Origin of the sequence: Paenibacillus sp. Soil724D2, assembly GCF_001427935.1 — a bacterium.
Classification (GTDB): domain Bacteria; phylum Bacillota; class Bacilli; order Paenibacillales; family NBRC-103111; genus Paenibacillus_E.
This window is the reverse complement of record NZ_LMRY01000001.1, coordinates 536,204-549,347: the sequence shown is the minus strand read 5'-3', so window position 1 is coordinate 549,347 and position 13,144 is coordinate 536,204. Positions and strand designations below refer to the sequence as shown.

The following is a 13,144-nucleotide window of genomic DNA, read 5'->3' as shown; positions in this document are numbered from 1 at the left end:
AGATGGTTACTAAAAAAACAGGTTGGGTCGTAGCGTTAAGTGTGGTTGTTTCTCTTGCAGCAACGGGGTGTGGAGCGGATACGAAAAAAGAACCTGCGTCAACGCCAAAACAAGAGCCAACGGCAGCTGCAACGGCAACACCAGAGACAAAGAAAGAACCTGTTACCCTCAAGTTCATGCAGTACACCGCAAGCGGTTCTCAAGAACAGACGCTCGGCGATATGGTGAAAGCGTTCGAGTCGGCCAATCCTGACGTGAAGGTCAAAGTGGATATCGTCGATTACAATAACTACTACACGAAGCTCAATACACAGCTCGCATCGGGGGATGCGCCTGATGTATTTGAGGTCGGTTACGAAAACTTCGTCTCTTATGCAGCCAAAAATACACTAAAAGACTTGACGCCGATCATTGCGAAGGACACGACGTTCAAGCCGGAAATCTACAAAGGTCTCGCCTATGACTCTTTCAAATATAGCGGAAAACAATATGGAGTCGTAGAGTCATTTTCAGACGTAGTTCTTTTCTATAATAAGGACTTGTTTGACAAAAAGCAAGTTGAGTATCCAAAGGCTGATTGGACTTGGAAACAAGAGCTAGAAGCGGCTCAAAAGCTCACTGACGCCAAAAGCGGCGTATGGGGGACCTACTCGCCAATTCAATTCTATGAGTTTTACAAAACAATTGCTCAGAACGGCGGAGGTATCTGGAGTGCAGATGGCAAGCCTACTGTGAACAGTAAAGAAAATATTGAAGCCTTGAACTGGATGTTGGATAAAGCGAAAAAGTATAAAGTGTCTCCAGCGCTCAACGACGATACCTTTAACCAACCAGATGCTGACTTAAACGCATTTAAAGCGGGTAAGCTTGCTATGCTGCGTGGCGGAATTTGGAACTTTGGCCGCTTTGCGGATGCCCCGTTCAAATGGGATATTGCTTTGGAGCCTGGTAATACGAAGAAAGCACATCATTTCTTTGCAGATGGCCTTGTTGTTTCAGAAAAAACGAAAAATGCCGAAGCGGCCTGGAAGTTTATCAAATTCATGTCTTCCGATCCTTCTGTTGTCAGCAAACGAATTGAGAAAGGCTGGAGTGTACCGGCAGTTTCGGATGAAAAAGTCATGGAGGCTTATTTCAAACAAACGCCGCCAGCTTCGAAGAAAATCGTACTTGAAGCTTTGAATTCGCTTGTACTGACGCCAGTAGGTCCAATTCCGGACAAATGGAACGACTTGACGAAAGCGATCGGTGACGAGCTGGATAAAGCGAAATTGAAATCCGATTATACAGCGGAAAAAGCACTCAATGAAGCGCAAGCGAAGATTGAAAAATTAGTAACTAAATAGCGTAATGCGGACATAGAGTCGGCAGGGAAGGGGCATTGTTGCGGCAACGGCCCCTTTCTCATTCATACACATGGGATGGAGTAGGAGGATTTATGGTGCAAACAGTAGATTCAAATCAGAATGTTACTTATTTTTTAGATGAACATACAGGTCAGATTACGATCTCAGGGCAGCTTGCCACTTTTAGAGATATTGCTTTTTTGAGTTACGCACTTATCCAGCGAGGTGAATCGGAGCGTGCATTACCTGTGCTGCGTTTGATGAGCAGCGATCAATTTAAGGGGCAGTTGGCGCTGACGGATGCGGCGCTTCGGCTATGGGCTTTCGGCGAATATCTGAAGGTTACGGAAGATCAGGATTTTAGGTTGGAAATAGAAGGGATTATCGAGCAAACCACCTTGCTTCTAGATGCTAATTGGCAGAAACCGCAGCCTCATTGGCTGCAGAGTGGGAACGTAGGCATTTATTTGAGTCATTTGGCGATATACTTCGCTGCGGTTCAAGCCAATATCCAGAACGGGGTTGGTGAGCGGGGTGTGCGTTTACTGAAGGCTATCCGTGAGCTTGTCTTTGCCAGCTTCATTAAAGAGGGCCGAGTTGTTAGCGAATTGGGTGATACAGCGATTCATGGGGATATCATCACAGCAGCGATTCCATTCGGTATGCTGGGTATTGAAGACCGTATTCTGATCGAGGCGCTGTATAAACTGGAAGAAACACTTGTTAATAAAGGTGTAAGATTTAAAGCTGGCGACACCTTTTATGGAGGTTGTGAGCGAGCGGATCTTACCTGCCTGTTGGCGTGGTACTACGCTAATAAAGGGGACACAGTACGGGCGAAAGAACTGCTCGCTCATGTGGAGTCGCTTCAGGAGGAAGATTCGCAGCTGTATGAGGTAGACGCTTCTACAGCCAAGGAGCCATTACTGCTTACTTATTGGCGTGAACAAGCGGGGGAACCACCCGTCAGTACATGGGGGGGCGTACTGTTGGAGCTTGCACAGGCTGCACTTGTTTCAGGCGATGTCCGTAGTGGCAGCTTAGACACCGTCACTCTGGTGCATCAACCGACGGGTTACGATGACCCTTACGTCATCCTGCCTTACGAACGGTTTCCCCGCCATCCCGAAGCGGTTGATTCGGTACTTGTACGCCTCTTGACTCAGCCTTTTCAGGCGAGTCAGGTTGTGACCGTGCAGGCTGCCGTTGGTGGCATTCCGGCGGCCGAAGCCGTGACCGCCGTCATGAAAGTGACGGACGGCGGGGAAAAGGTCTGGGAAGCGCAGCTTGGCCCTTACCTCGCAGGTGACGAGGTCAGCTATGCTTTTACGCTTCAGAGCGGGAGCAAGTCGCTCAGTTCAGCGACTTACAGCTTTAAAGTGCGGACATGGACGGCGCTGGAGCGCGTCCATGCCTTGTATGAGACGACGGATGGCTTCGTCGTCGAATTGGGTTACGGTGCGGAGGCCACTCGCACCGCACAGCTGTCTTTCCGCGCCGACGAGAGCGGCGCGATCAAGCTGACGTTCGCCGCTGAGGGCGAACGCTCGCAAGGCGCGCCGGCACAGCAGGCGGCGCTGGCTGTTGGACCCGCATGGCTGGAAGCCGAGGTGCGCGGGGGCAAGCTCGCGCTCGCGCTGCGCAGCACGGAAGGCGTGCTGATGGAAGGCTTCGCCGCCGAAGGAAAACCGCTCATCGAGGCGCTGACCGACGGATCGCAAACGATGCATAAGCTTCGCTTGAACTTGAAAACGAGGCCGGAGCATCGCTGGTTCGGCATGGGGGAACGCTTTTCCCATTATGAATATTCGGGTCATGAAGTTGATCAATATGTGTACAATCAGTACCGGGATCAAGGATTGAAGACTTATATGCCGGTTCCTTTTGCCATATCCTCCGGTGGATATGCGATCTTCGTGGATACGGCGCTTTATTCGACCTTCCGTTTTCATACACGATTATCTGATCTTGTAGAAGTGGAAGCGGACGTGTCGCAGGCAGATCAACAACTGGTTGCATATTTATTTGCAGAGGAGCCGCTCGCGATGGTCGGACAGTTTACCCATCTTTCGGGCAAACCTGTATTGCCGCCGAAGTGGTCGTTTGGACCATGGATGTCCAGCAATAACTGGGATTCCCAGGCAGAGGTTTTGAAACAGGCTGAGCTAACGGCGAAGTATCAGATCCCATCCACTGTGCTAGTTATCGAGCAATGGAGTGACGAAGCGACGTTCTATATTTTTAATGATGCGCAGTACAATGTCAAAGACGGTAACCAACCGTTTCGCTATGATGAATTCCAGTTCCCGGAGTGGGGCCGTTGGCCGAATCCGAAGGGGATGGTCGAAGAGCTGCATGAGCAGGGTTTGAAGGTGCTGTTATGGCAAATACCCATTCATAAACATATGTATGGCGTTGCTCACGGTCAGCGCGATCAGGATGAAATTACATTGCTGGAGCAAGGTTACTGTGTGAAAACGGCGGATGGGGAGTCGTACACATTGCCTTATAACTGGTTTAAGGATAGTCATATTCTTGACTTTACGAACCCTGAAGCAGCGAAATGGTGGTTTAATAAGCGCCAATACCTCGCAGATGAAATCGGTGTGGATGGCTTTAAAACGGATGGCGGCGAATTCGTTTTCGGTCATGATCTGCAGTTTTATGACGGATCTACAGGCCGCGAAATGCGCAATTTGTATCCCAATTTATATGTGGGCAGTTACTACGATTTCATAGGGCAGTATGCCAAAGATGGAGGCATTACCTTTAGTCGGGCGGGCTACACGGGAGCGCAGCGGTACCCTATGCACTGGGCTGGCGACGAGCGTTCGACCTTCCAGGCCTTCCGCTCCTCGATGATTGCCGGATTATCCAGTAGTATGTCGGGCATCCCGTTCTGGGGTTGGGATCTGGGTGGCTTTCATGGTGACATTCCGACAGCAGAATTGTTTATAAGATCCACTCAAATGGCTGCTTTTTGCCCGGTGATGCAGTATCATGCCGAAACAAAAGGCGAGTTCAATCAAGACCGAACGCCGTGGAACATCGCTGAACGAACAAATCAGCCGCTTGTTATCGATTTATACAAAAGGTACGCGGACATTCGGATGAACTTATTACCTTACATCTATGATCAAGCGATTCGCACCAGCCGAACAGGGCTGCCTATGATGCGTGCAATGTCCCTTCAATTCCCGGCTGATCCGCATTGCACCGAAATGATTAGTGAGTACATGTTCGGAGAAAGCTTGCTGGTCGCTCCCGTTACGGAGGAGGGTCATGGTGCTAAAGAGATTTATTTCCCGGAAGGGTCCTGGTTATCTTTGTTCGATCAGGAGGAGATCCAAGGCCCTTGCCTAATGAAAGTTGCTGCACCTTTGGAAACGATCCCTGTTTATCAGAAACAGGATAGTGTCATCGCGCTAAATCTGGCTGAGAATTATTCACTTGGCGATCATGTGGGCAATAGCGTAAACCGCTATGAGCATTTATGTTTCCGAGTTTATGTTGTGGGTGAACTGCAGGCAGAGTTTGAGGATGACTTAGGCAATCGTGTGAACATTTCAGCAAAAAGAGTCAGTGGTCAGATTCGTTTGCACTGGTCAAGCAGTCTTAGTCATAATCAAGCAATAACCTTTATTTTACATCAACCGGATGGTGTATCCACCGTTTCAAGTTCAGAAACGGAACTGTCACCAGTCGATCATATGGAACACCTGCTTCCTGGTCATTATTTAATTAGCCAAAAGAATCTGCTTATTACAGTCCCGGAATCGGCAGGAAGTCTGGTGATAGCGCAGTGATTTTGTTCGGGTTCCCTCACTGTGGAGATCACTCAAAGTCGTACCTTACTTGGAGCAGAGGATTACCCGCTCGTGTTAGGTTCCAACATATTGAACTGAGTCAAGCTCGATTATCCATGCGCGAGGTTTCCTCTGAACTGTGGAAGCAAGCTCTGCACGAGACCTGTCAATACGTCAAGCAGCAGCTGATGCCTGGTGAAGAATATGTGTTTATCGGCCACTGCTGGGGCAGCTTGCTTGCCTTTGAGGCCAGTCATCGCTTGAAAGCAGAAGGCATTGCTGAACCACGGCACTTATTTCTATCTGGCTGCAGCGCCCCGCACCTTCTTCGACCTCGCGGTGCTTCGAATGGCATGCAGGGGGATGCATCTGAGATTGGCTGCCAGCCAGTGGAGGAATATCGTGCTCAGTTCAATCGTGAGCCACTTCGTGCTAGATTCAGTGTTTTTACAGGTAAGAAGGATGAATATGCGCTTGTTGACCATTTGTCGGAGTGGAGCCGTTATACGGCGAAAATCTGCGATGTGCACGTTTGCGAGGGCGATCATCACTACTGGCAATCGGATTCAAACAAATGGCTGCAGCTCGCACAGACGATTGTAGAAAGGGAATATCTGATGTAAGCAAACGGTGGTCACGATTTATAGGATTCGTGGCCGCCAAATATTGAAAGGGGGGATGCTTGGAGCGGCGCATACATGGCGAGGAATAACAGTAGTGGAGCCTCTAAGTCATTCGTGTTTAGCAAACAAATTTTGGTGCGAAAGGGGAAACGTTTATGTATGTAAGGAATTTATCAGTACCATTCCGATTTTCTCTCTCTTTTTTGCTCTGTTTCTGTTTCTTCGTCCCCCCTATTTATGCCATTGATGGAGTCCATCATGCGCCATACGGCATCGATGATCTGTACGAGATTCAGGCGACGGAACGGAGTCCAAGAGATCCTGTTGCAGGCGATACCGTGTATATCAAAATAATAACGTGGCCTATTGAATCAGGACAAACGGCTTGGGTGACCTGGACGAAAAATGGTGTCAATCAAGCAGCTGTCGGAGCAGCTTACAAATACAACAGCGGCAACAACACTTACTGGGAAGCTAACCTTGGCACTTTTGCTAAAGGGGATGTGATCAGTTATACCGTTCATGGCAACAAGGATGGCGCGAATGAGAAGACAAGCGAACCTTTTACTTTTACGGTAACTGGATGGGAATCCGTTAGCAGTGTCAGCTCCATCACGAATAACACGAACCGTGTTGTGCTGAACGCGGTGCCGAATACAGGCACTTTGACACCGAAGATCAACCTGTCTTTTTCAGCGGATGATGTACTCCGTGTACAGGTTTCTCCAACGGGGACAGGAACGTTAAGCAGTGGACTTAGTAATTACACGGTTTCGGATACCCCATCAACCACTTGGCTTACGACCTCCAAGTTGAAGGTGAAGGTGGATAAGAATCCTTTCAAACTTAGTGTGTATAAGCCTGATGGGACGACGCTGATTGCCCGTCAATATGACAGTACAACGAATCGTAACATAGCCTGGTTAACCAACGGCAGTACCATCATCAACAAGGTAGAAGATCATTTTTATTCGCCGGCTTCGGAGGAGTTTTTTGGCTTTGGTGAGCATTATAACAACTTCCGTAAACGCGGAAATGATGTGGACACCTACGTTTTCAATCAGTATAAGAATCAAAATGACCGCACCTACATGGCAATTCCTTTTATGCTTAACAGCAGCGGATATGGCATCTTCGTAAATTCAACGTATTATTCCAAATTCCGGTTGGCAACCGAACGCACCGATATGTTCAGCTTTACGGCTGATACAGGGGGTAGTGCTGCCTCGACACTGGATTATTATTTCATTTACGGTAATGATTTGAAGAATGTTGTGGGTAATTACGCTAACATTACGGGTAAGCCAACCGCACTGCCGAAATGGGCTTTCGGGTTATGGATGTCAGCTAACGAGTGGGATCGTCAAACCAAGGTGACTACAGCCATTAATAACGCGAACACCAACAATATTCCGGCAACGGCCGTTGTGCTTGAACAGTGGAGTGATGAGAACACGTTTTACATATTCAATGACGCCACCTATACCCCAAAAACGGGCAGCGCTGCGCATGCCTATACCGATTTCACTTTCCCAACATCAGGGAAATGGACGAATCCAAAGGCTATGGCGGACAATGTGCATAACAATGGGATGAAGCTGGTGCTCTGGCAGGTTCCTATTCAGAAATGGATTTCGACGCCTTATACCCAGAAAGATAATGACGAAGCCTATATGATTGCTCAGAATTATGCCGTGGGCAACGGCAGTGGAGGTCAGTACCGGATACCAGCAGGACAATGGTTCGAGAACAGCTTGTTGCTTGATTTTACAAATACGACTGCCAAAAACTGGTGGATGTCTAAACGCGCTTATCTGTTTGATGGTGTGGGTATCGATGGCTTCAAAACAGATGGCGGTGAAATGGTATGGGGTCGTTCAAATACATTCGCAAATGGTAAAAAGGGCGATGAAATGCGTAATCAATACCCAAATGAATATGTGAAGGCATATAACGAGTACGCACGCTCGAAGAAAGCCGATGCGGTCTCCTTTAGTCGTTCTGGCACGCAAGGCGCACAGGCGAATCAGATTTTCTGGTCCGGCGACCAAGAGTCGACGTTTGGTGCTTTTCAACAGGCTGTAAATGCAGGGCTTACGGCAAGTATGTCCGGTGTTCCTTATTGGAGTTGGGATATGGCAGGATTCACAGGCAATTATCCAACGGCTGAGTTGTACAAACGTGCTACCGAAATGGCTGCTTTTGCACCTATTATGCAGTTTCATTCCGAGTCTAACGGCAGCTCCGGTATTAATGAGGAACGTTCGCCATGGAACGCACAAGCGCGTACAGGCGACAATACGATTATCAGCCATTTTGCCAAATATACGAATACACGCATGAATTTGCTTCCTTATATTTATAGCGAAGCGAAGAAATCAAGTGATTCCGGCATCCCGATGATGCGGGCTATGGCGCTTGAATATGGGGCGGACACAAACACGTACGGTTTGACGCAGCAGTATATGTTCGGGAGTAATTTGCTTGTTGCTCCTGTCATGAATCAGGGAGAAACAAACAAGAGTATTTATCTGCCACAGGGGGATTGGATCGATTTCTGGTTCGGTGCTCAGCGTCCTGGCGGCCGTACAATTAGCTACAATGCCGGCATAGATGATCTTCCGGTGTTTGTGAAGTCAGGCAGCATTCTTCCGTTGAATTTGAACGCGCAATATCAAGTGGGTGGAACTATTGGCAATAGCTTGACGAGCTACACCAATCTCGCATTCCGCATTTATCCGCTTGGCACAACAACGTATGACTGGAATGATGATATCGGCGGTTCGGTGAAAACCATAACGTCTACAGAGCAATATGGGTTGAATAAAGAAACAATCGCTGTACCAGCCATTAATTCTACGAAGACATTACAAGTGTTTACGACTAAGCCTTCCTCTGTAACGGTGGGTGGTTCTGCGATGACAGAGTACAGTACATTAACCGCCCTAACCGGAGCATCAACAGGCTGGTACTACGACACGGTACAGAAATTCACTTACGTCAAGCTCGGCTCAAGTGCATCTGCTCAATCTGTCGTGCTGGGTGGCGTTAACAAGGTGGAATATGAAGCAGAATTCGGCACACAAAGCGGCGTAACTACGAACACAAACCATACGGGTTATACAGGTACAGGGTTTGTAGATGGCTTTGAGACTCTGGGAGACAATGTTACCTTCGATGTTTCTGTCAAAGCAGCGGGTACCTATACGATGAAGGTTCGGTATTCATCCGGTGCAGGCAATGGCTCAAGAGCTATTTATGTGAATAACACCAAAGTGACGGATCTTGCCTTACCGCAAACAACGAACTGGGATACGTGGGGAACGGCTGCGGTTAGCGTCTCGCTAAGTGCAGGTCTCAACACGGTGAAAGTCAGCTACGATGGTACTAGTTCACTCGGTGTTAATCTCGATAACATCGCGATCGTAGAGCAATAAAAGAAGGGAGGGCATGTCCCTCCCTCATTTCCTAGTCGAAAGGGAGTATCATTGATGAGTTTACCGAGCAAAGAGGTTCCACGTATCGTTGCTTTTTTAACAGCGTTTACGTTGTTTGGTTCAATGCTTACCTTGCTTCCTGCTTCTTCTGCACATGCTTATGTCAGCAGCCTAGGCAATCTCATTACTTCAAGTGTAACCGGAGATACCTTGACGCTAACCGTTGATAATGGTACGGAGCCGAATGATGACCTCTTGGTTGTACAAGCGGTGCAAAACGGTATCTTGAAGGTGGATTATCGACCGAATGGCATAGCGGCAAGCGCGAAAACGCCGATGCTAGATCCGAACAAAACGTGGTCAGCTGTAGGAGCTACGATTAACACAGCAGCCAATCCAATGACCATCACAACCGCCAGTATGAAGATTGAGATTACCAAGAACCCGGTTCGTATGACAGTCAAAAAGGCGGATGGTACTACGCTATTCTGGGAACCATCCGGCGGTGGTGTATTCTCAGACGGTGTTCGCTTCGTTCATGGCACCGGTGATAATATGTATGGCATCCGGAGCTTTAACGCCTTTGATAGCGGTGGTGACCTGCTGCGGAATTCGTCCAGTCATGCCGCCCATGCGGGTGAACAGGGAGATTCGGGTGGTCCCCTTATTTGGAGTACAGCGGGTTATGGATTATTAGTCGATAGCGATGGCGGTTACCCCTATACAGATGGCACAACCGGTCAGATGGAGTTTTATTATGGCGGGACCCCTCCTGAGGGACGACGTTATGTGAAACAAAATGTTGAGTATTATATTATGCTCGGTACCCCGAAGGAAATCATGACCAGTGTAGGGGAAATTACGGGCAAACCACCGATGCTTCCTAAGTGGTCGCTTGGATTCATGAACTTTGAGTGGGATACGAATCAAACGGAAGTTACGAATAACGTGGATACGTATCGTGCCAAAAATATCCCTATAGATGCTTACGCCTTTGACTATGACTGGAAAAAGTACGGGGAAACCAACTACGGTGAATTCGCGTGGAATACGACGAATTTCCCTTCTGCTTCCACGACTTCTCTAAAGACAACAATGGATGCTAAAGGCATCAAAATGATCGGAATTACGAAGCCCCGCATCGTTACGAAGGATGCTTCTACGAGTGTGACGACCCAAGGGACAGATGCGACAAACGGGGGTTATTTTTACCCGGGTCATAACGAGTATCAGGATTATTTCATACCCGTAACTGTACGCAGTATTGACCCTTATAATGCTGGTGAACGTGCCTGGTTCTGGAATCATTCCATAGATGCGCTCAATAAAGGGATCATGGGTTGGTGGAATGATGAGACGGATAAAGTATCTTCAGGTGGAGCGTCGTATTGGTTTGGCAATTTCACAACAGGCCATATGTCTCAGACCATGTACGAGGGTCAACGGGCTTATACGAGTGGAGCACAGCGTGTTTGGCAAACAGCTAGAACTTTCTACCCAGGTGCCCAGCGGTATGCGACTACGCTTTGGTCTGGTGATATTGGCATTCAATACAATAAAGGTGAACGGATCAACTGGGCTGCTGGGATGCAGGAGCAAAGGGCAGTTATGCTATCCTCCGTGAACAATGGCCAGGTGAAATGGGGCATGGATACCGGGGGATTCAATCAGCAGGATGGCACGACGAACAATCCGAATCCCGATTTATACGCACGGTGGATGCAGTTCAGCGCTTTAACACCTGTTTTCCGCGTACATGGGAACAATCATCAACAGCGCCAGCCTTGGTATTTCGGATCGACGGCGGAAGAGGCCTCCAAAGAGGCTATTCAGCTGCGGTACTCCTTGATCCCTTATATGTATGCCTATGAGAGAAGTGCTTACGAGAATGGGAATGGACTCGTTCGCCCATTGATGCAAGCATATCCAACAGATGCGGCTGTCAAAAACTACACGGATGCTTGGATGTTCGGTGATTGGCTGCTAGCCGCGCCTGTGGTAGATAAACAGCAGACGAGTAAGGATATCTATTTGCCGTCTGGTTCATGGATTGACTATGCAAGAGGTAATACAATAACTGGCGGTCAAACCATCCGATATACGGTTAATCCGGACACGTTGACAGATATCCCTCTCTTTATTAAAAAAGGTGCCATTATCCCGACGCAGAAAGTGCAGGATTACGTTGGGCAGGCTTCAGTCACTTCCGTTGATGTAGATGTGTTTCCGGATACGACGCAGTCGAGTTTCACGTACTATGATGATGATGGCTCCAGTTATAACTATGAAAGCGGTACTTATTTTAAGCAAAATATGACTGTGCAGGATAATGGTGCAGGCTCGCTAAGTTTTACATTAGGGGCAAAGAGCGGCAGCTACACGCCAGCACTACAATCCTATATTGTTAAGCTGCATGGTTCTGCAGGAACTTCCGTAACGAATAACAGCACAGCTATGACGTCTTATGCAAGCCTTCAAGCATTAAAAGCTGCGGCTGGGGAAGGCTGGGCAACTGGGAAGGACATCTATGGGGATGTGACCTATGTGAAAGTGGCGGCAGGTACAGCTTCTTCTAAATCTATTGCTGTTGCAGGTGTTGCTGCAGTGAGCGCAACTGCTACGCAATTGGAAGCTGAGGATGCATCGCTTTCTGGCAATACAGTTGCTGCAAAGGCCTCAACTAACACCAATCATACGGGATATACGGGAACTGGATTTGTGGATGGTTTGGGCAATGACGGCGCTGGTGTCACCTTCTATCCAAAGGTGAAAACAGGCGGTGACTATAATGTTTCCTTACGTTATGCGAATGCCTCAGGCTCAGCGAAGTCAGTCAGTATTTTTGTTAATGGAAAAAGAGTAAAGTCCACCTCGCTCGCTAATCTCGCGAATTGGGACACTTGGTCTACGCAATCAGAGACACTGCCGTTGACAGCCGGTGTGAATGTTGTGACCTATAAGTATTACTCAGAGTCGGGCGATACGGGCAATGCCAACATCGACAACATTACAGTACCCTTTGCGCCAATCGTCGGTAAATATGAAGCAGAGAGTGCTGAACTTTCTGGTGGCAGTGCAATGAACACAAACCATTGGTACTATAGTGGTACGGCTTTTGTAGACGGATTGAGCGCAGCAGGCGCGCAGGTGAAATACAACGTGAATGTCCCTAGCGCTGGGAGCTATCAGGTAGCACTGCGATATGCTAATGGCAGTGCAGCAACGAAAACGTTGAGTACTTATATCAATGGATCCAAGCTAGGACAAACTAGTTTCACGAGTCCTGGTGCGAATTGGAACGTCTGGCAGGATAATGTGCAAACGGTGGCGTTAAACGCAGGGGCAAACACGATTGCATTTAAATACGACGCCGCTGACAGTGGGAACATCAATTTAGATCGGCTGCTTCTTTCGACTTCCGCAGCGGGTACGCCGGTTTCTGAACAGAATCTGCTAGACAATCCTGGTTTCGAACGTGATACGAGTCAAAGTAATAACTGGGTTGAATGGCATCCAAGCATGCAAGCTGTTGCTTATGGCATTGATAGTGGCTCAACAACCAATCCGCCGGAATCCCCATGGACGGGTGATAAGCGGGCATACTTCTTTGCAGCAGGTGCCTATCAACAAAGCATTCATCAAACTATTAGTGTTCCTGTTAATAATGTAAAATACAAATTTGAAGCCTGGGTCCGCATGAAGAACACGACACCGACGACTGCCAGAGCTGAAATTCAAAACTATGGCGGGTCAGCCATTTATACGAACATCAGTAACAGCGGTGGTTGGAAATACATCAGTGTAAGTGATATTATGGTGACCAATGGTCAGATCGATGTTGGATTCTATGTGGATTCACCTGGCGGAACTACGCTTCACTTTGATGATGTGCGTGTGACCAAACAATAAAACAAACAAAAACCAGCTCTCCT

Annotated in this window: 5 protein-coding genes; all 5 read left to right on the top strand. The window is 48.1% G+C overall.

The window, feature by feature from the left end; genetic code table 11:
• The first annotated feature begins 2 nt into the window (after positions 1-2).
• The 5 genes from ASG85_RS02625 to ASG85_RS02605 all read left to right on the top strand — a co-directional run bounded on the left by ASG85_RS02625 (position 3) and on the right by ASG85_RS02605 (position 13,121).
• On the top strand, positions 3-1,346 hold the full coding sequence (locus tag ASG85_RS02625) for an ABC transporter substrate-binding protein (RefSeq protein WP_060645281.1): 1,344 nt from the start codon (positions 3-5) through the stop codon (positions 1,344-1,346).
• A gap of 92 nt (positions 1,347-1,438) precedes the next feature.
• Positions 1,439-5,152, top strand: a complete 3,714-nt coding sequence (locus tag ASG85_RS02620) for a TIM-barrel domain-containing protein (protein ID WP_060645280.1) — start codon at positions 1,439-1,441, stop codon at positions 5,150-5,152.
• Positions 5,149-5,775 (top strand): thioesterase II family protein, encoded by a 627-nt coding sequence (locus tag ASG85_RS02615; protein WP_060645279.1) that lies wholly within the window; start codon positions 5,149-5,151, stop codon positions 5,773-5,775. The genes ASG85_RS02620 and ASG85_RS02615 overlap by 4 nt, the downstream gene beginning before the upstream one ends.
• A 155-nt stretch (positions 5,776-5,930) precedes the next feature.
• Positions 5,931-9,212: a TIM-barrel domain-containing protein gene (locus ASG85_RS02610; protein ID WP_060645278.1), complete on the top strand. Its 3,282-nt coding sequence runs from the start codon at positions 5,931-5,933 to the stop codon at positions 9,210-9,212.
• 54 nt (positions 9,213-9,266) lie between these two features.
• A complete protein-coding gene (locus ASG85_RS02605; protein ID WP_060645277.1) occupies positions 9,267-13,121 on the top strand; it encodes a TIM-barrel domain-containing protein in 3,855 nt (1,284 codons plus the stop codon).
• The last annotated feature ends 23 nt before the right edge of the window (positions 13,122-13,144 follow it).

What these genes read in the sequence shown, in the direction of transcription:
- ASG85_RS02625 (WP_060645281.1), top strand. Translation starts at nt 3, where the DNA reads ATGGTTACTAAAAAAACAGGTTGGGTCGTAGCGTTAAGTGTGGTTGTT.
- ASG85_RS02620 (WP_060645280.1), top strand. Translation starts at nt 1,439, where the DNA reads ATGGTGCAAACAGTAGATTCAAATCAGAATGTTACTTATTTTTTAGAT.
- ASG85_RS02610 (WP_060645278.1), top strand. Translation starts at nt 5,931, where the DNA reads ATGTATGTAAGGAATTTATCAGTACCATTCCGATTTTCTCTCTCTTTT.
- ASG85_RS02605 (WP_060645277.1), top strand. Translation starts at nt 9,267, where the DNA reads ATGAGTTTACCGAGCAAAGAGGTTCCACGTATCGTTGCTTTTTTAACA.